The 26,178-nt window shown below is 73.1% G+C and carries 26 protein-coding genes; 14 read left to right on the forward strand and 12 right to left on the reverse strand.

The features are described from left to right. Nucleotides 1-51 precede the first annotated feature (51 nt). Nucleotides 52-234, reverse strand: a complete 183-nt coding sequence (locus tag MET2598_RS40645; RefSeq protein WP_150108714.1) for a hypothetical protein — start codon at nt 232-234, stop codon at nt 52-54. On the opposite strand from MET2598_RS40645, the gene MET2598_RS0102210 reads away from it, so the two are divergent. Further along, nucleotides 221-2,614 carry a bifunctional diguanylate cyclase/phosphodiesterase gene (locus tag MET2598_RS0102210; RefSeq protein ID WP_018259741.1) on the forward strand — a complete coding sequence of 798 codons (2,394 nt, stop codon included), beginning with the start codon at nt 221-223 and terminating at the stop codon, nt 2,612-2,614. The two genes, MET2598_RS40645 and MET2598_RS0102210, sit on opposite strands and share 14 nt — an antisense overlap. Nucleotides 2,615-2,625: 11 nt before the next feature. Beyond that, on the forward strand, nt 2,626-3,114 hold the full coding sequence (locus MET2598_RS0102215) for a BLUF domain-containing protein (protein ID WP_012334306.1): 489 nt from the start codon (nt 2,626-2,628) through the stop codon (nt 3,112-3,114). Nucleotides 3,115-3,143: 29 nt separating this feature from the next. Here MET2598_RS0102215 and MET2598_RS0102220 read toward each other — a convergent pair whose 3' ends face one another. Both MET2598_RS0102220 and MET2598_RS0102225 read right to left on the reverse strand, forming a co-directional pair. Beyond that, the gene (locus MET2598_RS0102220; RefSeq protein ID WP_012334305.1) at nt 3,144-4,826 is read right to left on the reverse strand and encodes an acyl-CoA dehydrogenase family protein; all 1,683 of its coding nucleotides are present in this window, start codon (nt 4,824-4,826) and stop codon (nt 3,144-3,146) included. Between the two features lie 226 nt (nt 4,827-5,052). Beyond that, nucleotides 5,053-5,934, reverse strand: coding sequence for a DMT family transporter (locus tag MET2598_RS0102225; RefSeq protein ID WP_020493635.1), 882 nt, complete (start codon nt 5,932-5,934; stop codon nt 5,053-5,055). 140 nt (nt 5,935-6,074) lie between these two features. Between MET2598_RS0102225 and MET2598_RS0102230 the strand changes: the two genes are divergently transcribed. Continuing rightward, complete coding sequence (locus tag MET2598_RS0102230) at nt 6,075-6,956, forward strand: YihY/virulence factor BrkB family protein (protein ID WP_012334303.1); 882 nt, start codon at nt 6,075-6,077, stop codon at nt 6,954-6,956. A gap of 399 nt (nt 6,957-7,355) precedes the next feature. Here the strand turns inward: MET2598_RS0102230 and MET2598_RS0102235 are convergent, their stop codons facing one another. Further along, the gene (locus tag MET2598_RS0102235; protein WP_012334302.1) at nt 7,356-8,393 is read right to left on the reverse strand and encodes a glutamine synthetase beta-grasp domain-containing protein; all 1,038 of its coding nucleotides are present in this window, start codon (nt 8,391-8,393) and stop codon (nt 7,356-7,358) included. A gap of 455 nt (nt 8,394-8,848) precedes the next feature. Between MET2598_RS0102235 and MET2598_RS0102240 the strand changes: the two genes are divergently transcribed. Continuing rightward, a complete protein-coding gene (locus MET2598_RS0102240) occupies nt 8,849-9,043 on the forward strand; it encodes a DUF2735 domain-containing protein (protein WP_012334301.1) in 195 nt (64 codons plus the stop codon). A 46-nt stretch (nt 9,044-9,089) separates the two neighbouring features. Here MET2598_RS0102240 and MET2598_RS0102245 read toward each other — a convergent pair whose 3' ends face one another. Next, nucleotides 9,090-10,019 (reverse strand): glutaminase, encoded by a 930-nt coding sequence (locus tag MET2598_RS0102245; RefSeq protein WP_012334300.1) that lies wholly within the window; start codon nt 10,017-10,019, stop codon nt 9,090-9,092. A 154-nt stretch (nt 10,020-10,173) separates the two neighbouring features. Next, nucleotides 10,174-12,999: a phosphoenolpyruvate carboxylase gene (locus MET2598_RS0102250; protein WP_018259743.1), complete on the reverse strand. Its 2,826-nt coding sequence runs from the start codon at nt 12,997-12,999 to the stop codon at nt 10,174-10,176. Nucleotides 13,000-13,318: 319 nt separating this feature from the next. Here MET2598_RS0102250 and MET2598_RS0102255 point away from each other — a divergent pair, with 319 nt between their 5' ends. Both MET2598_RS0102255 and MET2598_RS0102260 read left to right on the forward strand, forming a co-directional pair. Beyond that, nucleotides 13,319-13,630 (forward strand): hypothetical protein, encoded by a 312-nt coding sequence (locus MET2598_RS0102255; RefSeq protein WP_012334298.1) that lies wholly within the window; start codon nt 13,319-13,321, stop codon nt 13,628-13,630. After that, nucleotides 13,627-14,316: a hypothetical protein gene (locus tag MET2598_RS0102260; protein ID WP_018259744.1), complete on the forward strand. Its 690-nt coding sequence runs from the start codon at nt 13,627-13,629 to the stop codon at nt 14,314-14,316. The genes MET2598_RS0102255 and MET2598_RS0102260 overlap by 4 nt, the downstream gene beginning before the upstream one ends. Nucleotides 14,317-14,487: 171 nt before the next feature. Here MET2598_RS0102260 and MET2598_RS0102265 read toward each other — a convergent pair whose 3' ends face one another. After that, nucleotides 14,488-14,763 (reverse strand): hypothetical protein, encoded by a 276-nt coding sequence (locus MET2598_RS0102265; protein WP_012334296.1) that lies wholly within the window; start codon nt 14,761-14,763, stop codon nt 14,488-14,490. A 7-nt stretch (nt 14,764-14,770) separates the two neighbouring features. After that, nucleotides 14,771-15,022 carry a hypothetical protein gene (locus MET2598_RS0102270; RefSeq protein ID WP_012334295.1) on the reverse strand — a complete coding sequence of 84 codons (252 nt, stop codon included), beginning with the start codon at nt 15,020-15,022 and terminating at the stop codon, nt 14,771-14,773. A gap of 275 nt (nt 15,023-15,297) precedes the next feature. Between MET2598_RS0102270 and MET2598_RS0102275 the strand changes: the two genes are divergently transcribed. Together MET2598_RS0102275 and MET2598_RS0102280 are read left to right on the forward strand one after the other, a co-directional pair. Next, nucleotides 15,298-16,071 (forward strand): Crp/Fnr family transcriptional regulator, encoded by a 774-nt coding sequence (locus tag MET2598_RS0102275; protein ID WP_018259746.1) that lies wholly within the window; start codon nt 15,298-15,300, stop codon nt 16,069-16,071. 86 nt (nt 16,072-16,157) lie between these two features. Next, nucleotides 16,158-16,796, forward strand: coding sequence for a helix-hairpin-helix domain-containing protein (locus tag MET2598_RS0102280; protein WP_018259747.1), 639 nt, complete (start codon nt 16,158-16,160; stop codon nt 16,794-16,796). A 43-nt stretch (nt 16,797-16,839) separates the two neighbouring features. On the opposite strand, the gene MET2598_RS0102285 is transcribed toward MET2598_RS0102280, so the two are convergent. Together MET2598_RS0102285 and MET2598_RS0102290 are read right to left on the reverse strand one after the other, a co-directional pair. Next, nucleotides 16,840-17,802, reverse strand: a complete 963-nt coding sequence (locus tag MET2598_RS0102285) for a CobW family GTP-binding protein (protein ID WP_018259748.1) — start codon at nt 17,800-17,802, stop codon at nt 16,840-16,842. Nucleotides 17,803-17,865: 63 nt separating this feature from the next. Next, a complete protein-coding gene (locus tag MET2598_RS0102290) occupies nt 17,866-18,669 on the reverse strand; it encodes a creatininase family protein (RefSeq protein WP_012334291.1) in 804 nt (267 codons plus the stop codon). Nucleotides 18,670-18,940: 271 nt separating this feature from the next. Here MET2598_RS0102290 and MET2598_RS0102295 point away from each other — a divergent pair, with 271 nt between their 5' ends. Both MET2598_RS0102295 and MET2598_RS0102300 read left to right on the forward strand, forming a co-directional pair. Then, nucleotides 18,941-19,528 (forward strand): MarR family winged helix-turn-helix transcriptional regulator, encoded by a 588-nt coding sequence (locus MET2598_RS0102295; protein ID WP_012334290.1) that lies wholly within the window; start codon nt 18,941-18,943, stop codon nt 19,526-19,528. A 117-nt stretch (nt 19,529-19,645) separates the two neighbouring features. Beyond that, entirely contained in the window at nt 19,646-19,843 is a 198-nt protein-coding gene (locus tag MET2598_RS0102300; RefSeq protein WP_012334289.1) for a hypothetical protein, read from the forward strand. A gap of 67 nt (nt 19,844-19,910) precedes the next feature. On the opposite strand, the gene MET2598_RS0102305 is transcribed toward MET2598_RS0102300, so the two are convergent. Beyond that, complete coding sequence (locus MET2598_RS0102305; protein ID WP_018259749.1) at nt 19,911-20,945, reverse strand: phosphotransferase; 1,035 nt, start codon at nt 20,943-20,945, stop codon at nt 19,911-19,913. Between the two features lie 184 nt (nt 20,946-21,129). On the opposite strand from MET2598_RS0102305, the gene MET2598_RS0102310 reads away from it, so the two are divergent. The 3 genes from MET2598_RS0102310 to MET2598_RS0102320 all read left to right on the forward strand — a co-directional run bounded on the left by MET2598_RS0102310 (nt 21,130) and on the right by MET2598_RS0102320 (nt 23,631). Next, on the forward strand, nt 21,130-21,750 hold the full coding sequence (locus tag MET2598_RS0102310; RefSeq protein WP_018259750.1) for a hypothetical protein: 621 nt from the start codon (nt 21,130-21,132) through the stop codon (nt 21,748-21,750). A gap of 76 nt (nt 21,751-21,826) precedes the next feature. Then, nucleotides 21,827-23,122, forward strand: a complete 1,296-nt coding sequence (gene rlmN, locus MET2598_RS0102315) for a 23S rRNA (adenine(2503)-C(2))-methyltransferase RlmN (RefSeq protein ID WP_018259751.1) — start codon at nt 21,827-21,829, stop codon at nt 23,120-23,122. A gap of 11 nt (nt 23,123-23,133) precedes the next feature. Next, nucleotides 23,134-23,631, forward strand: coding sequence for a hypothetical protein (locus MET2598_RS0102320; RefSeq protein ID WP_012334285.1), 498 nt, complete (start codon nt 23,134-23,136; stop codon nt 23,629-23,631). Here MET2598_RS0102320 and MET2598_RS0102325 read toward each other — a convergent pair whose 3' ends face one another. Then, nucleotides 23,632-24,267: a LysE family translocator gene (locus tag MET2598_RS0102325; RefSeq protein WP_018259752.1), complete on the reverse strand. Its 636-nt coding sequence runs from the start codon at nt 24,265-24,267 to the stop codon at nt 23,632-23,634. 126 nt (nt 24,268-24,393) lie between these two features. Here MET2598_RS0102325 and ggt point away from each other — a divergent pair, with 126 nt between their 5' ends. Continuing rightward, on the forward strand, nt 24,394-26,154 hold the full coding sequence (ggt, locus tag MET2598_RS0102330; RefSeq protein WP_018259753.1) for a gamma-glutamyltransferase: 1,761 nt from the start codon (nt 24,394-24,396) through the stop codon (nt 26,152-26,154). The last annotated feature ends 24 nt before the right edge of the window (nt 26,155-26,178 follow it).

Genomic DNA, 26,178 nt, shown 5'->3' on the forward strand with positions numbered 1-26,178 from the left:
CCGCGCAGGTCGCGGCGATCGCGGATCGCGCGCACCGATCTCCCGCCGGCTTCACGGCGCGTTCACCACGATCACCGGCATCTCTACCTGGACTTGCAAAATCCAGTCCGACACGGGCGGCGTGAACGGGCGGGTAAGCGCAGCCGCACCATCGATGAGGCCACGATTGAATCGTGCCCGGGGCGCTGCCGGCGCCGCGCCCGGGCCGGAACGGGATCCGATGATGGACATCATCGCCTGTCTCACGCAGCAGCACGACCCGCGCCTGATCGTCGTGGCGGCGCTGATCTGCGCGGTCGGCTGCTACGCGACCTTCGCGCTCGGGCGGCAGACCTTCCGGGCGTCGGGCCGCGAGCGGATCGGCTGGGCGGCGGCGGCGGTCCTCACCACCAGTTCGGCGATCTGGGCCACCCACTTCATCGCCATGCTGGCCTTCGCGCCCGGGATGGCCTTCGGCTTCGCCCTGGCGCCCACCGTCGCCTCCTTCGCGGTCGCGGTGATGCTGGTGAGCCTCGCGGCCCTGGCGATCGTCGGCAGCCGGACGCGGCACGGGGCGGTCGCGGGCGGCGCGATCATCGGGCTCGCGATCGCCGGCATGCACTATACCGGCATGGCGGCCTACCGGGTCCAGGGCACGATCGCCTGGGACGGGCAGCGGGTGGCCGTGTCGGTCCTCGCCGGAATCGCCCTGTCGGTCCTGGCGCTGCGGCTCTCCCTGGCGCCGCAGCGCCTCGCGCGCGCCCTCGCGCCGCTCGCTCTGCTGCTCGCGGTCTGCGGCGCGCATTTCATCGGCATGGGCGCCCTGTCCCTGCGCTACGACCCGCGCATCGCGCTGCCGGACGGCTCCCTCGACGCCGCCGTGGTGACGATCCTCACGGCCAACGCGGCCTTCCTGATCCTCGGGGCGGCGCTGGCGGCACTGCGCCTGAGCATCCTCAACCACCGGCGCCGGGTGGCGGAGCGCCAGCGCCTGCGCGACCTCGCCGACATCGCCGTCGAGGGATTGCTGATCTGCGACGACGACGCGATCGTCGGCGTGAACCGGAGCATCGAGCGCATCCTCGGCCGGGGCCGCGAGGAGGTGATCGGCCGCGCCCTGCCGGACCTGCTGCCGGGCCTGTCGGCCGCGGCGATCCCGCTCACCCACGAGCGCGATGCGACCTTGCGCGACGCGAGCGGGGCGGAGATCCCGGTGCGGGTCATCGCCCAGACCATCGCGATCGAGACCAGACCCCACCTGGTGGTCGCGGTGCGCGACCAGCGCGACCGCCTGCGGGCCGAGGCGGCGATCACCCACTTGGCGCATCACGACGCGCTCACGGGCCTCGCCAACCGCCTGCGCTTCAACGGCGTCCTGGCCGAGCTCCTGGCCGAGCGCTTCGCCGCGCGGCGGCACGACCCGGCGCCCTTCGCGCTGCTGATCCTCGACCTCGACCGCTTCAAGGCCGTCAACGACACGCTCGGGCACGGGATGGGGGACGACCTGCTGCGCCGGGTGGCGCAGCGCCTGCTGCGGGTGGTGGGCGCGGCCGACGTGGTGGCGCGGCTCGGCGGCGACGAATTCGCCATCCTGCTCGCCGGGGCGGGGGATGCGGCGGGCGCGGGCGACCTCGCGGCGATCCAGGCGGCGGCCGAGCGGGCGATCGAGATCCTGAGCCGCCCCTTCGTGATCGACGGACACATCCTCGACATCGGCGCGAGCATCGGCATCGCCCTCGCCCCCCAGGACGGCGACACGCCGGAGCAGCTCCTGCGCAGCGCCGACCTCGCCCTCTACGGAGCCAAGGAGGAGGGCCGCGGGCGCTTCCGGATGTTCGAGGGCACCATGAATGCCCGCATGCAGGCCCGCCGCTCCCTCGAACTCGACCTGCGGCGCGCCCTCGCGCGGCAGGAATTCGAACTCTACTTCCAGCCGCAGGTCGATGCCCGGACCGGCCGCTTCGACGGGGCCGAGGCGCTGATCCGCTGGCACCATCCGGAGCGCGGCCTCGTCTCGCCCGGGGAGTTCATCCCGCTCGCGGAGGAGACCGGACTGATCGGCCCGCTCGGCGAGTGGGTGCTGCGCACGGCCTGCGCCGAGGCCCGCCGCTGGGCGACGCCCCTGCCGGTCGCGGTCAACCTCTCGCCGGTGCAGTTCCGCGACCCCCGGCTCGCCGCCACGGTCCGCGGCATCCTGGCCGAGACCGGCCTCCCGGGCTCCCGCCTGGAGATCGAGATCACCGAGGGGACGCTGATGCAGGACGAGCACCGCACCCTGGCGGTGCTGACGGAACTCCGGTGCCTCGGCATCCGGATCTCGATGGACGATTTCGGCACCGGCTATTCGAGCCTGAGCTACCTGCGCCGCTTTCCCTTCGACAAGATCAAGATCGACCAGTCCTTCGTGCGCCAGACGCCGCAGGACCGGGACAGCGTCGCGATCGTGCGCGCCATCGCGATGCTCGGGCGCAGCCTCGGCATCAAGACCACGGCCGAGGGAGTCGAGACCGATCAGCAATCGGTCTTCATCGCGGGCGAGGGCTGCGACCAGCTGCAGGGCTACCTCTACAGCCGGCCGGTCCCGGCCGAGTCCATCGCCGAACTCTTTCGCGCGCCGCGCGCGGCGCGCGCCTGAGAAGGAATGCCATGCTGCTTCACCGCCTGCTCTATCGCAGCGAGGCCGCGCTCCCCGGCCGCGCGGCGCGGCTCGACCGCGAGCTCGACGGGATCATCGCGGCCTCCCGGGCGCGCAACGAGGCCGCGGGGCTCACCGGGGCGCTCCTGCACGTGCCGGGCATCTTCGTGCAGGCGCTCGAAGGCCCGCTCCCGGCCATCGAGGCGACCTTCGAGCGGATCTGCTGCGACCTGCGCCACCGCCGTGTCGAACTGCTCGAACTGGCGCCGACGGACGAGCGGCTGTTCGGGTCCTGGTCGATGACGCGGATCGCGGTCGACCGGCCCGACCTGCTGCCGGCCGCGCTGCTGCTGCCCGAGGCGCGCGGAGACGGCGCCTCGGCGCGGGCGACGATCCGGCTGATGCGCGCGCTCCTCGTCGGGGGGGCGGCCGCCCCGGCCGACGAATCCGCCGCGGGGGCGGGCGGCCCCGCCCCGCGGCCGCGCGGGCTCGCCGGCTGAGCGGTCCCGGGGCCCGGGCGCGCCCGGCCCTACTGCACCTCGAGCAGGCGGCGGGCGATGACCTGCGCCTGGATCTCCGCCGCGCCCTCGAAGATCGAGAGGATGCGCGCGTCGCAGAGCACGCGGCTGATCTGGTACTCCAGCGCGAAGCCGTTGCCGCCATGGATCTGCAGCGCGTTGTCGGCCGCCGCCCAGGCGACGCGGGCGGCGAGCAGCTTCGCCATGCCGGCCTCCAGGTCGCAGCGCTTGCCCTCGTCCTTCTCGTGGGCGGCGAAGTAGGTGAGCTGGCGGGCGATCGCGATCTCGACCGCCATCATGGCGAGCTTGTCGGCCACCCGCGGGAAGGCCACCAGCGGCTTGCCGAACTGCACCCGCTCCTCCGCGTAGCGCAGGCCGATGTCGAGGGCCGACTGGGCCACGCCGACCGCGCGGGCCGCCGTCTGGATGCGGGCCGATTCGAAGGTCTGCATCAGCTGGGCGAAGCCCTTGCCCTCGACCTCGCCGAGGAGGTTGGCGGCCGGCACCTCGAACCCGTCGAAGGCGAGTTCGTACTCCTTCATGCCCCGGTAGCCGAGCACCTCGATCTCGCCGCCGGACAGGCCCGCGACCGGGAAGGGCTCCGCGTCGCTGCCGCGGGGCTTCTCGCCGAGGAGCAGCGACAGGCCGCGATGGCCCGGCTCCTCGGGTTTGGTGCGCACCAGGATCGTCATCAGGTCGGCCCGGACCGGATGCGTGATCCAGGTCTTGTTGCCGTAGACCTTCCAGGTGTCGCCCTCCCTCACCGCCTTGGTGCGCAGGTTGGCGAGGTCGGAACCGGTATTCGGCTCGGTGAAGACGGCGGTGGGCAGGATCTCGCCCGAGGCGATCTTCGGCAGGAAGCGCTGCTTCTGCGCCTCGGTGCCGCCGCAGAGGATCAGCTCGGCGGCGATCTCGGAGCGCGTGCCGAGCGAGCCGACGCCGATATAGGCCCGCGACAATTCCTCCGAGACCACGCACATCGAGATCTTGGGCAGCCCCATCCCGCCGTATTCCTCCGGGATGGTGAGGCCGAAGACGCCGAGCTCGGCCATCTGGCCGATGATCTCGAGGGGGATGTAGGCGTTCTGCTGGTGCCATTCGTGCGCGTGGGGCACGACCTCGGCCTGGCCGAAGCGGCGCATCTCGGTGCGGATCGCCTCCATGTCCTCGTCGAGGCCCGAATCGCCGATCGTGGCGGCGCCCTGCCCGTCGCGGATCAGCCGGACCAGGGCGGCGCGGTGCGCGGCGGTGTTGCCCTCCGCGATCAGCGTCTCGACGGCGCCGCTGCGGTGGCGCGCCACTTCCTGGGCGCTCAGCCCGAGGGAGGTGGTCGGGCGCACCATCTCGCCCTGGCTCATCGGGATGCCGCCGAATATCTGGTCGAGATACTCGCCGATGCCGATGCGCACGAGGAGGCTCTCGGTCTCGCCGAAGCGCCCGGCTGCCTGGAGCCGCTCCGCGTAGGAGGCGAGCTGGCTCACCGCCTCGGCGTAGGTCGCCAGCCAGGCGAGGCCGTGGGCGGCGTGCTGCTCGGCTTCGAGCTTCTCGGCCGAGAGCCGGCCTTCGGCGGTGGCGACGCGCGCCCGCACCCGGCGCCCGGCATCGGCGGCGAGCGCCTTGGCGGCGGTCGCCGCCTCGCGGGCCAGGGTGGCCAGGTCGGCCTCGACGGTCAGGGGCGCAGCCTGCGCGGACATGGCTCGTATCTCCGGCTGTTCTTGTGCACCGCATGATAGCGGCGTTCGCGCCGGCTTGTAGAGGGCTGCGTCCCCTTGCGTCCCGTCGACCTTTCGGGGGGCGAAGCCCCTCCCGGGGGGCGAAGCCCCTCCCGGGGGGCGAAGCCCCTCCCGGGGGGCGAAGCCCCTCCCGGGGGGCGAAGCCCCTCCCGGGGGGCGAATGCCCCCGAAGGGGCGCCCCCGGGGATCAGGCGCCCCGGCTGGCGACCGCGACGCCCACGACCATGCCGAGGATCTGGACGGGGGCGAGGCTCTCGCCGAACAGCCCGAAGGCCATGGCGGCCGAGACCGGCGGCACGAGGTAGAACAGGGCCGCGACGCCCGCCACCGCCCCGCGCCGGATCAGCCAGAGCAGGATCAGGATCCCGCCGACCGACAGCCCCAGCACAGCCCAGGCGAGCCCGGCCAGGGCCGGCAGCGAGGCGTCGAAGCGCCCCTCCTCCAGGAGGAGCGCCAGGGGCAGCGTCATCAGCGCCGCGCCCAGGAACTGCACCGCCGCGTTGGTGCGCAGGTCGACCGCCGCCGAGGTGCGCTTCTGCCACAGGGTGCCGAAGGTGATCGCCAGCGTCGACCCGAGGCAGACCGCGAGCGCGGCGGGCGGGATCGCGTCGGCCCCCGCGCCGAGCTTCGGGGCCAGCACGAGCCCCGCCCCGAGGAAACCGACCGCGATGCCGAGCCAGCGGCGGGCCGAGACCCGCTCGCCGAGGAGCGGCCCCGCGATGACCGCCGTCAGGAGCGGCTGCAGGCTGGTGACGAGGGCGGCGAGACCGGCCGGCAGGCCCCGGCTGACCGACCAGAACACGCCGTCGAGGTAGAGGCCCTGCAGCAGGATCCCGGCCACGAGGGCGTCGCGCCAGCCGCGCCAGCCGCGCGGCCAGCGCGCCCCGGCGAGCAGGGCCACGCCGCCCAGCACCGCCACCGTGCCGAGGAAGCGCAGGCTCAGGAAGGTCAGCGGCTCGGCGTGCGGCGCGACGAGCCGGGCGACGACGAAGCCCGTCGCCCAGATCACCACGAACAGGGCCGGGGCGAGGCGCGCAGCGAGCGCCGCCGAATCTGGCGCGAGCGTCATCATTCTGCGCGCAGGCAGCACGGCGGCGGCGCGGACGCAACCGCCGCCGCGTCCCGCCCGCCACGCCCCCGGCGCATGGCGGCAGGGGCACGAAATGGCGCTCCCGCCCCGTCCCGGCCCGGTGTAGAGACCCCTTCGCCATGCGCCTGCGCACCGCCCTCGAGATCGCCGCCATCGCGGCCCAGCGCTTCGTCGCGCATGACGGCTGGGCCATCGCGAGCCACATCGCGCTCTCGCTCCTCACCTCCCTGTTCCCGTTCCTGATCCTGCTCACGGCGCTCGCCAGCGTGTTCGGCACCAAGTCGCTGGCGGACGAGGCCAGCAACCTGCTGTTCGAGGTCTGGCCGAGCGAGGTGGCCGGGCCGGTCGCCGCGGAGGTGCACCGGGTGCTGACCGAGCAGCGCGGCGGCATCCTGACCATCGGCGCGCTGCTCGCCCTCTACTTCTCGTCGAGCGGGGTCGAGAGCCTGCGGGTCGGGCTCAACCGCGCCTACGGGCTGCGCGAGAGCCGGCCCTGGTGGCTGACCCGCCTGGAATCGATCGGCTACGTGATCTGCGGCGCCTTCGCGATGCTGGCCTTCACCTTCCTGGTGGTGCTGGGGCCGCTGGTCTGGCGCGCGCTGGTCATGGTCGCGCCCGGAATCGAACCCCTCGGGCTCACCATCGCGGTGGTGCGGGTGGCGCTCACCGCGCTGCTGATCGCCCTCGTCCTGGTCATCGCCCACAAGTTCATCGCGGCCGGGCGCCGGCCCTGGCACATGGTGCTGCCGGGCGTGGCGGTGACGCTCGGCATGTGGGTGATCGCCGGCCTCGGCTTCGGCACCTACCTCGACCGCTTCTCCAGCGCCTACGTCTCGACCTATGGCGGGCTGGCCACCGCCATGGTGTTCCTGATCTTCGTCTACTGGCTCGCCGCCATGTTCCTGTTCGGGGGCGAGGTGAACGGCACCCTGATCGCCGCCCGCCGTCGCCGCCTGCAGGCCAAGGCGCAGAGCCGCCAGGACACGATCAAGCTGATGTGATCCGCTAACCGGACGATCACGTCCGGACAGCGGATGACCAGCCCGCGCGGCGCGTGAGCGAAGCCCCAATCCGCCATCCCGAAGGGATCAAGCGGATCAGGAGCCCGCGCGGCGCTTGAGCGAAGCCCAAATCCGCATTGCGCCGCGATCCGTCGGATGTCGGATGAGGTCCCGGCCCGGGCCCATTCCCCCAAATGGATGATGCGCCGCGGCGGGCGCCGTGCTGTGCTGCACGCGGATCTCTCGAGACGGAGACCTACCTTTCGCCCGCCCCAGCCCCCGCTGCGGCGGGCGCTTTGCGTCGGGCGAGCGGCCGCCCCCGTCCGCCGGGTGCGGCCCGAACGCGACGCGGCGGGGATGCTGCCATCCCCGCCGCGCGCGTCGGTCAGTTCGGGAGGGTCAGGCCGCGGCCGAGACGGCGCCGGTCGGGACCTCCGAGATCGTCTTCAGAACCTGCGAGGCGATCTGGTAGGGGTCGCCCTGGGAGTTCGGGCGGCGATCCTCGAGGTAGCCCTTGTAGTCGTTCTTCACGAAGCTGTGGGGCACCCGGATCGAGGCGCCGCGGTCGGCCACGCCGTAGGAGAACTTGTTCCAGGGCGCCGTCTCGTGCTTGCCCGTCAGACGCAGGTGGTTGTCCGGGCCGTAGACGGCGATGTGGTCGTCGAGGTTCTTCGCGAAGGCGGCCATCAGCGCCTCGAAATAGGCCTTGCCGCCCACTTCGCGCATGTACTTGGTCGAGAAGTTGCAATGCATGCCCGACCCGTTCCAGTCGGTGTCGCCGAGCGGCTTGCAGTGCCACTCGATGTCCACGCCGTACTTCTCGCAGAGGCGCAGCAGCAGGTAGCGCGCCATCCAGATCTCGTCGGCGGCCTTCTTGGAGCCCTTGCCGAAGATCTGGAACTCCCACTGGCCCTTCGCCACCTCGGCGTTGATGCCCTCGTGGTTGATGCCGGCCGCGAGGCAGAGGTCGAGGTGCTCCTCGACGATCTGGCGGGCCACGTCGCCGACGTTCTTGTAGCCGACGCCCGTGTAGTAGGGGCCCTGCGGGGCCGGGTAGCCGGAGGCCGGGAAGCCGAGCGGGCGACCGTCCTTGTACAGGAAGTACTCCTGCTCGAAGCCGAACCACGCGCCCTCGTCGTCCAGGATGGTGGCGCGCTTGTTCGTCGGGTGCGGGGTGACGCCGTCCGGCATCATGACCTCGCACATGACCAGGGCGCCGTTCGTGCGGGCCGGGTCGGGATAGAGGGCGACGGGCTTCAGCACGCAATCCGAGCTGTGGCCCTCCGCCTGCTTCGTCGAGCTCCCGTCGAAGCCCCACAGCGGCAGCTGCTCCAGGGTCGGGAAGCTGTCGAATTCCTTGATCTGCGTCTTGCCCCGGAGATTCGGAACCGGCGTATAGCCGTCAAGCCAAATATATTCCAGTTTGTACTTCGTCATTTCCAGCCTCTCGTCAGGGAACCATGCGGAGCTTGAGGCGCTGCTGCCAGTTACCTTGCCTCCCAAGGCGCAGACCCTAAAGCACAGGCTGTGCCAAGTGGGGTTCCCGCGGCGCGGTCGCGGTCGCAGCCCGGCCGAAGGCGCGGCGCCGTCCCGGCCCGGAGGGAGCGAGGGGCGCCCGGATCGCGCCCGCGCCGCGGGCGGCGGCGACCGCGCCGGGACTGCCCACCGGATGGGCAGCCGCGCGCCCCTGCCGCGATCGAGGGCAGCGGGGTGCTCGGCGCGGAGGGAGCGCGCTGCAACAATGCAATCGTGATTGGCAAGACCATTTCTGCGCAAATTGCGTGCATTTACTGATTTTTTTGGCAGCAGACCGTGCAAGCGGCGGGCAGTGGAGGCTATATTGACCCGGTGACTGGCGCGTACCGCCAGGCGGGACGACAGGAGACCGGCTGATGATGAAGGCGGGACCCCAGCGGGAGACGGCGAAGATCTATCAATTCCCCCTGCGGAACCGCGCCGCCCCGGCGGCGCGCCGGCCGCAGGCCGAGGCGGGCGAGCGCGCGACGCGCTACGCGGACGCCGCCTTCGGCGCCGGCTGGTACCACGAGGCGGCGATCCAGGACGCCGACCGCAGCCGCAAGCCGTGACGGTGCCGGACAGCGACGCCGGGGGAGTGGGCGGGCCCCCGCGGCGTCACTGGCCGAAGATCGACCAGCCGAGCCGCTTCGTCAGCATCTCGAGCGCGATGCGGCCGAGATGCGAGTTGCCCGCCGCGTCGAGCCCCGGCGACCACACGGCGATCGAGGCCCGGCCGGGCGCGATCGCCAGGATGCCGCCGCCGACCCCGCTCTTGCCGGGCAGGCCGACCCGGTAGGCGAATTCCCCCGAGCCGTCGTAGTGCCCGCAGGTGAGCATGACGGCGTTGATGCGCCGCGCCCGCTCGGGCTGCACCACGAGGTGGCCGGTCGCGGGGTGACGCCCGGAATGCGCCAGGAAGCGGCCGGCCTCGGCGAGCTGGCGGCAGGTCATGGCGATGGCGCAGTGGTGGAAGTAGACGCCGAGCAGGTAGGGCACCGGGTTGTCGAGCACCCCGTGCGCCTTCATGAAATTCGCCAGCGCCATGTTGCGGTAGCCCGTGCGCTGCTCGGAGGCCGCCACCGACTCGTCGATGGCGATCGCGGCGTCGCCCGCCAGGAATTGCAGGAAGCGCAGGATCTCGCCCAGCGCCTCGCGGGGCTGGTGGCGCGACAGGATCACGTCGGTGACCGCGATCGCCCCCGCATTGATGAAGGGGTTGCGGGGGATGCCGCGCTCGTACTCGAGCTGGACGATCGAGTTGAAGGGGCTCCCCGACGGCTCGCGGCCGACGCGGCGCCAGAGCCGGTCCCCTACCATCCCGAGCGCCAGGGTGAGGGTGAAGACCTTGGAGATGCTCTGGATCGAGAACGGCACGTCGCAATCCCCGGCGGCGGCGACCTCGCCGTCGGCATCGATCACCACCATCCCGAAGGCCCGCGGGTCCATGCGGGCGAGTTCCGGGATGTAGGTGGCGACCTCGCCGCGGTCGGGGCGGGCGCGCATCTCCTCGGCGATCTCGGTCACGACGCGGGTCAGGTCGGTCACGGGCGGGCCTCGCGGTGGGCGGTTCGGGCGGTGGCGGGGCGGCCGGGTGCGGCATCGCCGCCCGCGCGAAGCGGAGTTGCGCGACGCGGTCCCGCTTCGACCGGCATCGCCTCCTCGGCGCCGCCGGACCGGTGCCCCTCTCGGCGCAGGACGCTCAGCCGAAGGCCCCGACCTCGTGCTGGATCATGCCGCTGATCTCGCGCACCTGCGCGAAGAGGCGGCCGATCGGCTCGAACAGGGTCCGGTGCTCCGTCTCGTAGGTGCCGACCCCGCGCGGCCCGGCCGGCTCGCCGAAATTCAGGCCGAGCGTCGGGTCCGGCGTCACCGGGAAGATCTCGTCCAGCGCCTTCAGGCAGCCCGGCACGTCGAGCCGCAGGATGCGCTCGATCAGGCTCTCGCGGGTGACGCCGGCCTGCGGCCGGAAGCCCGGGATGTGCACGGCGAGGAACCAGATCCGATGGATCAGCGCGAGCCGGAGCGCGTGCAGCAGGGTCAGCCGCAGGCTCATCGCGGCGAGGTCGCGCGCCACCGAGTGCAGCATCAGGTGGTCGTGGGTCAGGCGCCCGAACAGCCGGCGCAGGCGCGGGGCGAGGTTCAGCCGGTCGAGGGCACCCGCGATGGCGATGATCTCCTCCCGCCGCCCGTCGCGCGTCGCCCGCCGCGCCCGGTCCAGCCACATGCCGGGATCGAGCGTCTCGATGTAGGCGCGCAGCACGTCGAGGTCGCTGACCCGGGCGGCGTGCTGGACGAGGCTGAAGGCGCGCCGGAAGCGCTCGGACTCCGCCCGCATCTCGCCGAACAGGTCCGGGGCCCGGGCGGCGGCGTGGCCGACCCCGTGCATCGAATTCGCCAGGAAGCCGAGCTGCTGCAGGATGGCGTTGTTGGGGATCGCCCGGATCTGCCGTGGATGGGTGATCGCGACCGGGCCGCCCGCGTCGGACTGGCGCGCCACCGGCCGCGACCCGGTGCGGTCGATCAGGTTCGGCCCGAAGGTGCCGAGCAGGGCCGCGTAGCCGGGATCGTCGACCAGCGTCTCCATGTCCTGCCGGGCGCCGGTGAAGAACTCGGTGGCGAAGTCGGGCTCGGCGTAGATCGGATCGGGCGGGGGATCGCCCGCCTCGAAGACGTGCTCGACGATGCGCAGCACGGTGGCGCGCGCGAGCGGCGCGGAGCCGAACAGCAGGTAGCCGTCCGTGCCCTGGAAGCTCGATTCGAGCCGCACCTTCAGCCCCGCCTCGCGGTTGCGCAGGCGCGCCTGGCTCGGGGCGAGGTAGGCGAGGCGGTCGCGCAGGCTCGCCGGATGGGCGCCGCGGCCGATCGACTCGCCGTGCGTGTCGAAGATCACGAGCTCGATGTCGGCGAGGCCGTTCGCGACCATCATCTCGGTGATGCGCAGGCGCAACCGCTCGATCCAGAAGGTGGCGGCGAGCTGGCCGACGTAGCGGCCGGAATCCGAGTAGCCGAATTGCAGCACGAGGCGGCCGATCCGGCGCAGGTAGCGCCGCCAATGGGCGGAGCGCAGCGCGTCCTCGACGACGTGCACGCCCTGCTCCAGGGCCGAGGCGGTCTCGAAGAGCGGCGTGATCTCGACCTTGTCGCCGATGCCGAAATGCTCGGCGAGCCAGAGCGCGGCGAGGAGCGTGTAGCCGGTCTCGGTCTCGGCGATCAGGAAGCGCACCGGATGGGTGCCGTCCACGTGCTTGAGGATCTGGGCGATCGTCATCATCAGGCGGGAGGCGGAGGAGCGCTCGGCGGCGAGCGCGCCGAAATCCACCGGCACCGCCTCGACGTGGTCGAGGAGCGCGTTGATCGAGGCGAGGTGCGAGCGGCGCTGGGCCGGGTCGGTCGGGTCGCCCTCCCGGTCGAGGGAGCGGCGCACCGCGTTGTGGACCTGGGTGGCGTTGAGCCGGAAATGCGGCAGCCCGTTCTGCAGCCCGTGCGCGGCGCAGCCGGCGCGCAGGACGCAGAGCCTGAGCCGCGCCTCCTCGTCGCGCGTCGCCGCGATCGCCGCGCCGAGGGCGGAGAGCAGCGGGCCCGCCTCGGTCTGGGCGCGCTCGCGCTCGATGATCAGCGCGAGGGCGAAGCGGTGCACCACCTCCAGGCTCGGATCGTCGCCGAGCTTGGGGGCGACGGCGAGCTGGCGCGACACCGCGTCGCGGGCCGCCTCCGCGAGCCGCCGCACCGGGACGGCGGCCGGATCCTCCGGGAGCTGCGCCAGAACCCGCTCGAATTGCGTGCGCTTCGATTCCAGCCGGTAGCGCAGCGTGTCCCACCAGCCGATATCGGTGCGCCCGTCCGTGTCGCAGCCGACCCAGGAGGCGATCACGACCGGCTGCGGCACCAGGTCGTGCCAGTGCTCGGGCCAGCGCTCGCGGGCGGCCCGCAGCAGGGCCTCGTTCAGCCCGTCGAGGGCGGCGCGCCCGTGCTGCACCGAGAAGCGGGCCTGGTCGAACTCGTCGTTGAGGGTGATGACCGGGTCGGGGCGGGAGGAGAGCCCCGCCGCCTCGCCGAGCAGGGCCCGCCGGCCTTCCGGGGCCGGCGTCGAGGCGGCCTCGGCGAGCAGGCGGGCCACCGCCTTGGGCATGCCGAAGGTCGGGTGCGCGGTGAAGACCGCCGCGAAGCGCGGTCGCTCGATCCGGGCCCGGGCCACCTCGAAGTCGCTCTCCTCGCCGAGGATCAGCGGCACCGCGCGGGCGAGGTCGTCGCCGCCCTCCTGGTCGAGGCCCAGATAGGCGCGCAGGCGCTGCGCCCGCTCCTCCAGGGCCTGCCCGCGCAGGGAGCGGAAGAGCGGTTCGAGGTCCGCCTCGCTCACCTCGCCCCGGTCCATGCGGCGGCTGATCGCGAGGGCCACGGTGAGGACGGGGTTGCGGAACGGGTCCTCGCTCGCCTGCTGCCGGGCCTGCTCCACCAGCTGGAGCAGGTCCGCCTCCAGGCTCTCGGGAGCGGCGTGCGGGTTGGGGGTTTCCTCGGGCCGGTACATGGGCATCTCTCGTCGCGGCAGGGCCGGATGCGGGTGCGGGGCCGGGCGACGCAAGGTCCGTTCCGCGCCGCTTCCGCGCGGGAGGCCGGGCGTGCCGGGCCGCGCGGGGCGCCGGGCGCGCCCGGGCGACTCGGTCGCGCGCGCCGTCAGAGGATCATAGGACGGGGGCGTCGCGCCAGCCCGCGTAACGGGTCATCCGGCGCCCCTGGTCACCGGGCGGCTCTCGGGCTAGATCCGAAGGCGTGAGGGTTGATCCGGGCCGGCGCCGGGCGAGCGGGATCGCGGACGGACCAGGGAGCGGCCTCGGGCTTCGGTCGATATGGTGTTCTTGCTGGCCGCCGCGGCGGTGACCTTCGCGGTGATCATCCTCCTTCTGGTGCTGGTGGCCGGAGATCGCCGGCCGCCCCTGCGCCTGCCGCGCGAGCACCTGCTGGAGGAGCGCGGCGACGAACTCTACGACGCGCTCGGACCGCGGCCGCACGGCCTCGTCGACCGCAGCGACGCGGAGCCCGAGGCGCCGGCCGGGCGCCTCCCCGGCCCCGCGCCGCGGCCGGCCCCGCACAGGAGCCCTCCGCAGGTGATCGATCACGATCCCGACGAGCACCGTCACGCGAACGGGGGGGACCGATGAGGCGCGTCGCGGGCTCGGCGGTCCCGCTCGCCGCAGCGGCCCTGCTGGCCGCCGGGGCGGCGCTGCCGGTGGCCGGATCGACCCGGGCGCGCGCCGAGGATGCCGCGCCCGTGTCCTGCGGGAACGAGGCCGCGTCCTATGCCGGCGGCAAGGGCGTGAGCCTGTGGGTGACCCGGCGCGGAACCCTCACGCGCGAGAACCCGCTGCGGCCGCTGACCCCGGACCTTCTGCAGGTGCTGGAGGTGGTGATCCGCGGCAAGGCCGCGACGGCCTACGGCCCCGACCTCGACAACCTTCGTCGCGGGGGCGCGCCGGCGAGCCTCGAAGCGCAGAGCGGTCCGGGCGCGGCGATCCGCTGGGGCGCGGGCCTCGACGGGCTGCCGAAGACCCTGCGGATCCTTCAGGATGACGGGGCGGGCGTGGTCGCCGCCCTGCCGTTCCGGGCCTGCGGAGAGGCACCGAAGGTGGCGACGCCGAAGGTCGAGGCGCCCAAAGGCGCTTCGTCCAAGGGCGCTTCGTCCAAGGGCGCCTCGCCCGGCGCCGCCAAGGATGCGGGGGACGCTCGGCCGGGCGGCCCGTCGGCGGCGTCCGCGCCGACCGGTCGCGCCAAGCCTGCCCGCAAGGCGGACGAGCCTGCCGGCCGGCTTCCGAACGGCTTCACGCTGCCCCAGGGTGCGATCGAGTGATGCGACATCCGACGGATCGCGTCGCCATGCGGATGGCGGCTTCGCTCACGCGCCGCGCGGGCTTGGCGTACACCGCCCGGACGTGATCGGCCGGACAGCGGCTGAGCTGACTCCGCGGGACGCGGCGAGGCGGCCGCGGGGGGCCGGCTCTCCGGGCCGCGAGCGCTCGGCCTACTTGCGCGCTGCCATCATGTCGTGGGCGAGCACGGTCAGCTTCCCGATCAGGCTCGAAATGTCCCCGTGCGTGCAGGACCATTGCGTGCCGATCGAGGCGCCGTCCGAGGACACGGAGACCACCGCCACCGAGCGCAGCTTGCCCTCGCGTGCGAGCCGCAGCTGGTCCTGCAGCACGTCGATCATCGAGGCGGTGTTCTCGTCCGCGGGCGCGGAGGACACGGCCTGGGGAAAGGTGAGGATGCGTGTGGGTTCGGAAGCGAGTTCGGTCATGGGACTCTTAAGGACGCGGGTTGGGATCTCGGGCCTGCGGCGCGGGCCCGCCGTCGAGCCGCGCGACGAGTTCGTGGAGGCTCGACGCGAGGTCGGTCGGAAGGCGCTCCAGGAGAGCGCCTTCGAAGGCGGCCTGCAGCCCGGCGGAGAGGATGTTCGCCAGGTGCTCGCCACCGGAGGGACAGAGGCTGCCCCCGCGCGCGGCCGGCACGGTCGCGGCCGGGTGGAGCCGCGACATGGGCGAGATTTGTGACATCATCGCGGTCTCTGGACTGTACGCCGTCTCTGACCCCAAAACTGCCAGTCCCGCCGCGGATCACAATCCCCGGGCTGCGGCCGAGCTTTCGGTTCCGACCGGTTGTGATCGGTCCGCAACAGTGCGGCGGCGGCGTGCCGGCGCTTTCCTCGGCAAAAGTGTATTGAGCGGAAAACCGATGATTACATCCGGTGCAGGACGCGCCGCTTAACATATGATAGATCAGTCAGGCGTCACTTGCAGACACACTCGCGCTGCATCGGAGGGTTGGTGTCGCGTTGGCCCAGTATCTGATCCGCAAGCTCGAGCACTTCGCGCGCCTGTTGCCAGAGGAGCGTGGCGTGCTCGATGCGCTCGCGCGCCAGCGAACTCGGCGCGTCCGGGCCCGGGACGACGTCATCCACGAGGGCGATGCGCCGCAATTTATCAACCTGGTGCTCGACGGTTGGGCATGCCGCTACAAGACCTTGGAGGACGGCCGACGGCAGATCCTGTCCTATCTCCTGCCGGGCGACATCTGCGATTTCGGCGCGCCGGTGCTGCGGGAGATGGACCATTCGATCGGGGCGATTACCGCGGTCACTCTGGCGGAGATCACGTTCGATGCGGCGGGACAACTTCTCACGGCTCATCCGCGGCTGATGAGGGCCTTCTGCTGGGACGCGCTGACCGCGGCGGCGATCCAGCGGGAATGGACCGTCAACATCGGTCAGCGCACGGCCTTCGAGCGCCTCGGTCACCTGCTCTGCGAGCTCTACGTCCGCATGCGGGCGGTTGGCCTCACCCGCGGCGCGAGCTGCGACCTTCCGCTCACGCAGGGCGAGATTGCCGACACGATCGGACTCTCGGTCGTCCACGTGAACCGGACGCTGCAGGAGCTGCGCAATACCGGCTTCATCACGCTCGGCGGGCGCGAGCTGACGATCCACAGGCTCGACGCCCTCGAACGGGTAGTCCTGTTCAACAGGAACTACCTCCACCTCTCCCGCGAGGGCCGGCACCTCGACGGCCCGGACGAGCCGTCGACCCTCCCGGACGCCACCCGTTCCTGAAAATCGGGGAAGAAGGCGGGCCGCGTCACTAAAATGACACGGTCATCGACAGTTTCTGATCCGGTCATGCCCGGAATACTCTCGCCATGCTGACGGGTTCAGCCATCACACGCGCCTTCGTGATCGTGGTCCTGGCCGCGGGACTCGCGGGGCTCTGGCAATCCTTCTTCGGCCGCGCGGCGCCCGACCGGGCGGCCCTGGCTGCGGCGATCCCGGCCGCGCCGATCCCGGCCGCGGCCAAGATGACGGCCGCCGCGGCCCCGCAGGGGGGCGAGGAGGCCGCGCCCGTCAGGTCGGTCTATCCCGGGCCGGCCCCGCAGGCGCCGGCCGCGCCGGCCCCGGCCGCGCCGGCGGCCGCGCTGCTCGGCGCCGAGTCCCGCCCGCTCGCGCCGCCGTTCGGGGGACCGCCCGCGCCGCCCCCGGCGATCGAGGCGCCGGCCGAGCCGGCGGCGGCGGCACCTCCCCCCGTCTTCCCGGAGCCCACCAGGGTCGCCTCGGCGGAGGATCCTCCCCCGGCCGCGGCGGCCGAACCCTCCCCCGCGCCCGGCGGCATCGACCTCAACACCGCGACCCTGGCCGAACTCAACGGGCTGCGCGGCGGCGGGCGCATCGGCAAGGCGATCATCGCCGGGCGCCCCTACGCGTCGCCCGGCGACCTCCTCGCCAAGCGCGTCGTCAGCCGCGCGGTGTTCGAGCGCATCAAGGACCAGGTCGCGGTGCGCTGACCGTCCCGCCCGGCCGGGAGCGCCGGGCGGGCCAGGCCCCGCCTCAGGCCCGCGTCGCCTCGAAGCCCCGGCGGATCTGGTCGGGGTCGAGGTTGCGGCCGATGAAGACGACCCGCGACTCGCGGGGATCCCCCGCCGGCCACTCGTCCTGGAGGTCGCCGTCCAGGATCATGTGCACGCCCTGGAACACGAAGCGGCGCGGCTCGTCCGGGAAGCTGACGATGCCCTTGCAGCGCAGGATGTCGGGTCCCTGGACCTGGGTGAGGTCGGAGATCCACGGCATGAACTTGTTCGGGTCGACCGGGCCCGGCAGCCGCGCCGACACCGACTGAATGTCCTCGGCGTGGTGGTGATGGTGGCCCTCCTCCAGGAATTCGGGCTCCACCGCGATGATCCGGTCGAGGTCGAAGGCGCGCCGGTCGAGCACGGCGTCGAGGGGCACGTCGCACTTCACGGTGCGGTGGATCCGGGCCGAGGGGTTGATCGCCCGGATCCGGCGCTCCACCGCGGCGAGCTCGTCCTCGCCGACGAGGTCGGCCTTGTTGAGCAGGATCACGTCCGCGAAGGCGATCTGGTTGCGGGCCTCGGGCGCGTCCTTCAGGCGCTCGCTCAGCCACTTGGCATCCGCCACGGTGACCACCGCGTCGAGGCGCGCCGCCTCGCCGACATCCTGGTCGACGAAGAAGGTCTGGGCGACCGGGGCCGGATCGGCGAGGCCGGTCGTCTCCACGATGATCGCGTCGAACTTGCCGCGCCGCTTCATCAGGCCGTCCATGATGCGGATCAGGTCGCCGCGCACGGTGCAGCAGATGCAGCCGTTGTTCATCTCGAACACTTCCTCGTCGGCGCCGACCACGAGGTCGTTGTCGATCCCGATCTCGCCGAACTCGTTGACGATCACGGCGTAGCGCTTGCCGTGCGGCTCGGTGAGGATGCGGTTGAGGAGCGTGGTCTTGCCGGCACCGAGGTAGCCGGTGAGCACGGTGACGGGGATCTTGTCCGACATGCGGCAAACCTGAAGGGCTGGACCGCCGGCGCGGGGCGGCGGAGGACGCCCTGATATAGTGTATCACCCCGGCGGCCGGGAGGGCGTTCCCGCCAAGCTGAAGCGATCGACGTCGCCGAGCAGCGCGACGAAGGCCCGCGCCCCGTGCGCCAGGGCCGCCTCCCCGGCCGCCGCGGTGGCGAGGCGGGCGTCGCCGATCGCGCCCTCGGGGTTCAGGTCCTCGGCGAGCCAAGCGAAGGCGGCGGGCCGGCCGGCCCGAAGCTGGGCGTAGTCCCGCTCCATCGCGCGGCTGCGCGGCACGAAATCCCGCACGCGATCGCGCCGCACGAGGTCCGGCCGCAACGCGAGCATCAGGGCGGTCTCGACCGCGCCGCCGTGGATGCCGTGGCGGATCTCCTCCTCGGGGAAGAGCCCGGGCGGGTAGCCAAAGCGGCTCCAGGCGGTGGTGACGGCGAGGAGGCCGCAGCGACGGCGCAGTTCCAGCGCCACGAGGTCGATGAGCGCGCTGTTGCCCCCGTGCGACGTGACGATGACGAGCTTGCGGCAGCCCGCCCGGTGCACCGCCTCCCCGATCTCGACCCAGGCGGCGAGGGCGGTCGGGCCGGCCAGGGTGAGGGTGCCGGGAAAGCTCAGGTGCTCGTCCGACTTGCCGATGGCCTGGACGGGCAGGAGCAGGACGTCGAGATCCTCCGGTACCTGGGGCGCGACCCGGGCGAGGTAGCCCTCCTGGATGACGGCGTCGGTGCCGAGCGGCAGGTGCGGGCCGTGCTGCTCCACCGCCGCCACGGGCAGGACCGCGATGGCGCGGTCCATGGCGCGGTCGCGGATCTCGGCGGTGGTCAGGTCCTGCCAGGATCGGGCCGGCATCGCGGGTCTCCAGGCCCGAAGAGGGCGCACGAGGCGGGGCCGTGCGGGGCCTCGCTGCCGCATCGTCCGCCGCGGGGCCGGAGCTCCCGCGGCGGATGAGGCACCGCAATGATGCGAAGGAGTGCGGGCCCCCGCAACCGCGGCCGCGCAGCCGGCTGTGCATCGGCCGGGCCTGTCATGCGAGCGTCACGGCCGGGCGGCAGATGGCCGTGCTAGGGTGCGGGCGCGGCGCCCTGCCGAGCCGCCCTCCCCGGCAGAAGGAACTCCCGCGATGTCCACGGCCGAGCAGGCGGCGCCGGTCCAGGCCGACGAGGCTCCGCGGCGCAAGGCGTCCAAGGCCCTTCGCCCGCCCGGGGCGAAGAGCGTCGGCTGGGCGCTCGTCCACGCCGCCCGGATGCAGCGCGGCCGGATCGGCGACCGGCTCGCGGCCCTCGACCTCTTCGCCGGCCAGGAGCAGGTCGTGCAGGTGCTCGCGGCCGCCGGCGCGATGACGATGGGCGACCTCGCCGCGACGCTGCGGGTGCGGCCCCCGACCGCCTCCAAGACGGTGACCCGCCTCGCCGCCCTCGGCTTCGTCGAGCGCCGCGCGGAGGCGGCGGACGGGCGCATCGTGCGGGTGCGCCTGACCGAGGCCGGGCTCGCCAAGGCGGCCGCGATCGACCGGATCTGGGAGGAGGTCGAGGCCGAGATGCTCGACGGCTTCGACAACAAGGAGAAGCGCCGCCTGCGCAAGCTCCTGCGCCGGGCCGCGCGCAACCTCGCCGAGGCCTCGGGGCTCGACGCGCACGAGCCGGAGCCCGAGGAGGACCTGGATGCCGGCGGGCTGGAGGCGGAGGACGGGGCGCACGACGCCGATTGAGGCGCCTCGCCGTAATTTCCTCCCTGGACCGTGGCCGGCGAGCCACGCTTCGGCCCTCCCGTCGCCGGATTCTCCTGGTCGGATCGCCCCCAACAACAAAACGGGGAGTTGAGTCCGATGCAGGATCGCCACCAGCCCAGCCCGGGCGAGACCGACCTCGAACGTTCCGTCGCCGAGGCCCTGCGGGTGATCGCGCAGGTGCAGGCGGAGCGCGGGGACGCGCCGGTGCGCTCGGCCCGGCTGCGGCTCGCGACGATCTACGGGGTCAACCGCCTGCGGCGGCGGCTGAGAAGCGGCGCCAGCGCGGCGGCGTGAGGGCGGTTCCGCCGCCGGCGGGGCCCCAGCCCCGCCACGCGGGGTGTCAGCCCCGCCACGCGGGGTGTCAGCCCCGCGCCAGTTCCCAGCCCCGCTCGGCCAGCGCCATGCCGAGCGCCCCCTTCTCGCTCGCATCCGCGCTCGACGCGTTGCCGGCCTTGGCCCGGGCCAGCACGCCTTCGAGGATCACCGCGAGGCGGAAGAGCGCGAAGGCGAGGTGGAAGGGCGTGATGCCGTCCCGGCGGCCGGTGCGCTCGCAGTAGCGGCGCACGTACTCCGCCTGGCTCGGCAGGCCGAGCGCGTCCAGGTCCCGGCCGAGCAGGCCGCGATAGGCGGTCGGCGCCGTGTTGTAAGCGATGCAATTGTAGGCGAGGTCGGCCAGCGGGTGGCCGAGGGTGGCGAGTTCCCAGTCGATGATGCCGATCACCCGCGGCTCGTCCGGGTGGAAGATCATGTTGTCGAGGCGGAAATCACCGTGGCAGATGCGGGTCTCGTCGTCCGCCGGCACGTGGGCGGGCAGCCATTCCGCCAGCCGGTCGATCGCCGGGTTCTCGCGCGTCTTCGAGGCCGCCCATTGCCCCGACCAGCGCTCGATCTGCCGCCGGAAGTAGTTTCCGGCCTTGCCGAAATTCGACAGCCCGACCGCCCCCGGATCGACCCGGTGCAGGCGCGCCAGGGCCTCGTTCATCGCGAAGTAGATCGGCGCGCGCGCCTCGCGCGGCAGGTCCGGCAGGGCCGGGTCCCAGAACACCCGGCCCCGCAGCCGCTCCATCAGGTAGAAGGGCGTGCCGATCACCGCCGGGTCCGCGCAGAAGGCGACCGCGCGGGGGACCGGCACGTCGGTGGCGGAGAGCGCGTTCAGCACCCGGAACTCGCGGTCGACGGCGTGGGCGGAGGGCAGGAGCTTGCCGGGCGGCTGCTTGCGCAGGACGTACTCGCCCGCCTCGGCGATCACCAGGAAGGTCGGGTTCGACTGCCCGCCGCGCATCTGGCGCAGGTCGGTGAGCCGGCCGAGCCCCTGCGCGGCGAGGAAGGCCTCCAGCGCCTCGGTCGGGAAGCGGTGCGCCTCGCGCACCGGGATGGTCTCGGGCAGGTCTGTCATGCGGGGTCCATCGCGGGGAACGGGCCGCGACCATGCCGCAAGCGCCGGGCGCGGTCATTCCTGCAGCGCAGCATTTCGCCGGCCCGGCCGGGCCGGCCGCCCAGGCTGTGCATGATCCCGTTGATTCCGCGTCGGTTTTCCAGCGCCGGTTTCGCCCCGCCCGGCCATGCTCTAGGATAGCCGCATGAGTCGTGCCCTCCTCCCCGTCCTCGCCCTCTCCCTCCTGTCCGCGGCGCCCGCGCTGGCGAAGCCGAGGCCCAGGGCCGAGAAGCCCGAATCCGCCGCGCCCGCGAGCCTGCAGGCGAGCCCGGTCGGCAGCTTCGGGGCCTGGAACGTCTTCGCCGCGGGCGAGGGCAAGGGGCGCATCTGCTACGCGATCAGCAAGCCGCAGGCGCGGCTGCCCAAGAGCCTCAAGCGCGACGACGCCTACCTGTTCGTGACCGTGCGCAGGGGCGAGCGGGTGGCCAATGAGGTCGCCATCATGATGGGCTTCGCCCCGAAGCCCGGCAGCAACCAGACCGGAGCCGGGGCCGACACCGCGGCGGCGAACGCCGCCGTCTCAGCCCCCTCGGCCGCCAACGACCCGTCGCTGGCGATCGGCTCGGCCCGCTACGCGCTCGTGGTGAAGGGCACCAATGCCTGGCTGCAGAACCCGGCCGAGGAGGGCCGCGTCGTCACCGAGATGGGGCGCGGCAAGAAGGTCGTCGTGAAGGCGGTGTCGCAGCGCGGCAACGCCTCGACCGACGAGTACAACCTCGAAGGCTTCGGCGACGCCATCAAGCGCACCCGCGAGGAGTGCAAGTAGGGCCTGCCCGGCGCGTATTCGCGTTTCGGCCCGCAACCGCCTATATCGGGGGTCACCATACTCCCGAAGGTTCCTGATGGCGACGGCGTCCCTCGACACCGCGCGGCCCGAGCGCCGCGCCGGTTCCGATCCCTTCATCGAGAAGACGCCCGAGGTGCGCCCCGAGGCGATGGTCGCGACCGGCCGGCCCTCCCTGGTCGGCCTCACCCGCGGCGCCCTGCGCGAGCGCCTCGCCGCCATCGGCGTGCCCGAGCGCGAGCAGCGCATGCGCACCGGCCAGCTCTGGCACTGGATCAACGTGCGCGGGGCGGCCTCCTTCGAGGCCATGACCAATGTCGGCAAGGGGCTGAAGGCGCAGCTGGAGGAGGCCTACACCCTCGACCGGCCCGAGGTGGTGAGCGAGCAGGTCTCCCGCGACGGCACCCGCAAGTGGCTGCTGCGCATGCCGCCGACCGGCCGCCACGACCACAATCGCGGCGCCGAGATCGAGTGCGTCTACATCCCGGCCAACGACCGCGGCACGCTCTGCGTGTCGAGCCAGGTCGGCTGCACGCTCACCTGCTCTTTCTGTCACACCGGCACGCAGCGCCTCGTGCGCAATCTCTCGGCCCAGGAGATCACCGCCCAGCTCGTCGTCGCCCGCGACCGGCTCGGCGACTGGCCCGGCCAGGTGCCGCCCAAGGGCACCTTCGTGCCCGTGGACGGCTCGCGCTTCGTGTCGAACATCGTGTTCATGGGCATGGGCGAGCCGCTCTACAACGTCGACAACGTGGTCGACGCGGTCGGGGTGATGAGCGACAACGAGGGCCTCGGCCTGTCGCGCCGCCGCATCACGGTCTCGACCTCGGGCGTGGTTCCGCAATTCGAGCGGCTCGGCATCGACGCGAACGCGATGCTGGCGATCTCGCTCCACGCGGTGCGCGACGACCTGCGCGACGAGCTGGTCCCGCTCAACCGCAAGTACCCGATCCGGACCCTGCTCGAGGCCTGCCGGAACTATCCGGGCGTGTCGAATGCCCGCCGCATCACCTTCGAGTACGTGATGCTGAAGGGCGTGAACGATTCGGACGCCGAGGCGCGCGAATTGGTGCGGCTGCTCAAGGGCATCCCGGCCAAGATCAACCTGATCCCGTTCAATCCCTGGCCCGGCTCCAGGTACGAGTGCTCGGACTGGGAGCGGATCGAGCGCTTCTCCGAGATCGTCTTCAACGCCGGCTACGCCTCGCCGGTGCGCACGCCGCGGGGCCGGGACATCCTGGCGGCCTGCGGCCAGCTCAAGAGCGAGACCGAGAAGCTGCGCGCCCGCGCCCGGCTGATGCTGGAGGACGGCATCGGGGCGGAGGGCGTCTACGGGGCCGTGGACGACGACTGAGCGGCCGACCGATGCAGCTGATCGGCCGCCTCGTCGCCGTGGGCTTCGCGCTGCTGCTGGCGCTGCCGGTCGGGGCTTTGCTCCTCGGCCTCGGCGCGCTGGTCGATCCGGTTCTGCGCGACGTCGTGGGGCAGCTCGGCCTCGCCGCGATCGAATCGGTGCTGGCCGAACTCGCCGCCGGCTACCCGCCGGATCCCGGCATGGTCGAGGCGGTGCTGGATGCGGGCCGGGCCGTCCTGCTCCTGGTGGCGGTGCCGCCCATCCTCAACGCCGTGATGGGCGAGGTGCTGGGCTGGCGCGCGCTGACTTGGTACGCGGGCGCGACCGGCTTCCTCACCGCCCTCCTGCCCTGGCTGATGCGGGGCGTGCGCGGCGGCGCGGGCGGTCCGGCGGGCCTCGCCGAGGGGCGCGTCACCGCCCTGCTGTTCCTGGCCGGGGCGGGCGCCGGCCTCGTCTACTGGCTCCTCGCCGGCCGCCGGGCAGGCGGCGCGGCCGCGCCGCGGCGCTGATCAGCGCGCCGTCGCCGGGATCCGCGCCGCGAAGGCCCCGAACAGCCCGGCGAAGAGCCAGTCGATGGCGCGCAGCATCCGCGGCCGGGCCTGGAGCGCGCCGGTGATCCGTTCCGCCCCGAGGACGAGGAGGATCCCGAGCGGCAGCGTGACGGCCACGAAGGCGGCGCCCAGGAAGGCGAGCTGGCCGGCCGGGTTCACCGCGTCGGCGCGCACGAATTGCGGCAGGAAGGTGATGAAGAACAGGACGACCTTCGGGTTCGTGAGGTTCACCCCGACCCCGGTCCAGAAGGCGCGCCGGAAGCCGCCCCCGACCCGCTCGGCCCGCACCGTCAGGGCCGAGCCGCGGCGCAGGGCATCGAGGGCGAGCCAGGCGAGGTAGAGGGCGCCCACGAGCTTGAGCACCAGGAAGGCCGTCGCCGAGGCCGCGAGCAGGGCCGAGAGGCCGAGAGCCGCCGCCAGGGTGTGCCCGAGCGTGCCGGTGCTGGTGCCCAGCACCGTGGCGAGGCCGGCCCGCCGCCCGGCCCCGATCGTGCGGGCGAGCATCAGGCTCATGTCCGGCCCCGGCGTCACGAAGAGGACGAGGCAGGCGAGCAGGTAGGCGGCGAAGGTCGGCGCGTCGGGCAGGAAGGTCATCGGCTCGCTCCGGGCGGCAGGCCTCGCCCGATTGAACCGGGAGCGACGCGCAGGCAAGGGCGGCGGCGCAGGCGAGGGCGCTTGAGGCGGCCGCGCGCCGGGCTACCTTCCGGACGGGAGACCAGCATGCCGAACCGCCGCACCCTCGCGATCCCCGCCCTCGCGGTCTTTGCCTGCCTGGCGCTCGCGGCGCCCGCATCGGCGCAGGGCGCGCCGCCCGGCATGCCGGGGGCGGGCGCCATCCAGTCGGACGAGGCGCGGCTGCTCCCGGCCTTCGCCCCGCACGGCATGGTGGCCTCGCAGGACGCGCGGGCGACGCGGGTCGGCGTCGCGATCCTGCGGGCGGGCGGCAACGCGGTCGACGCGGCCGTGGCGGTGGGCTTCGCCCTGGCCGTGACCCTGCCCCGGGCGGGGAATCTCGGCGGCGGCGGCTTCATGCTGGTGCACCTCGCCAAGAGAAGCGAGACCGTCGCGATCGATTACCGGGAGACGGCGCCGGCCGCGGCGACACGGGACCTCTTCCTGGGTCCGGACGGCGAGCCGGACCCCGCCCTGTCGACCGCCTCCGGCAAGGCGGTGGGCGTGCCGGGCACGGTGCGCGGCCTCGCCGAGGCGCTGGCCCGCTACGGCTCCGGGCGCTTCACCCTCGCCGAGCTGATCGCCCCGGCCGAGGCGCTCGCCCGCGAGGGAATCACGGTCGAGGACGATCTCGCCGCCTCGCTGCCGCGGGCGGCCGGCATCCTCGGGCGATACGAGTCGAGCCGGGCGGTGTTCTTCCGCGGGGATCGGCCCTACGGCTGGGGCGAGCGGCTGGTCCAGCCGGACCTCGCCGCGACCCTGCGCCGGATCGCCGAGGGAGGCCCGGACGCCTTCTACCGCGGCGAGGTCGCGGAGAGGATCGTGGCCGCCGTGCGGGGGGCGGGCGGCGCGATGACGCCGGAGGATCTCGCCTCCTACCGGGTGGTCCTGCGCGCCCCGGTGCGCGGCGCCTATCGGGGCCACGAGGTGGTGGCGATGCCGCCCCCGAGCTCCGGCGGCGTGCACCTCGTGGAGATCCTCAACATCCTCGAAGGCTACGACCTCGCCGCGAAGGGGGCGGGCAGCGCCGAGGCGATCCACCTCCTCGCCGAGGCGATGAAGCAGGCCTACGCGGACCGCGCCGCCTATCTGGGCGATCCCGACCGCGTCCGCGTGCCGGTGGCCGGCCTGACCGCCAAATCCTACGCGGCGCGGCTGCGGGCGCTGATCGACCCGGACCGGGCCCGGCCGGCCGGGGAGGTGCGGGCCGGCAATCCCCTGCCCGAGGAGCCCGACCAGACCACCCACTTCTCCGTGGTCGATTCCGAGGGCAACGCGGTCGCGAACACCTTTACGCTCAACTTCTCCTACGGGCTCGGCCTCGTCGCGGCAGGGACGGGGGTGCTCCTCAACAACGAGATGGACGATTTCTCCGCCAAGCCCGGGGCGCAGAACGCCTACGGCCTCGTCGGCGGAGAGGCCAACGCGGTCGCGCCCGGCGCGCGGCCGCTCTCCAGCATGACGCCGGCCTTCGTCCTGCGCGACGGCCGGCTCCTCCTGGTGACCGGCAGCCCCGGCGGCAGCCGCATCATCTCCACGGTGCTGCAGGTGGTCACCGGCGTGATGGATTTCGGGCTCAACCTCGCCGAGGCGGTCGCGGCGCCGCGCGTGCATCACCAGTGGCGGCCGGACGCGCTCCTGGTCGAGACCGGGCTGTCTCCCGACACGCTGGCGCTTTTGCGGGCGAAGGGCCACCGGGTCGTGGTCGGCTCGACCTCCGGCTCGGCGAGTTCGGTGATGGCGGTGCCCGGCGGCTGGGCCGGGGCGGCGGATCCGCGCCAGCGCGGCACGCTCGCGGAGGGTCACTGAGGAGACCGGGATTACGGGCCGGCC

Source organism: Methylobacterium sp. WSM2598 (assembly GCF_000379105.1).
Classification (GTDB): Bacteria; Pseudomonadota; Alphaproteobacteria; order Rhizobiales; family Beijerinckiaceae; genus Methylobacterium.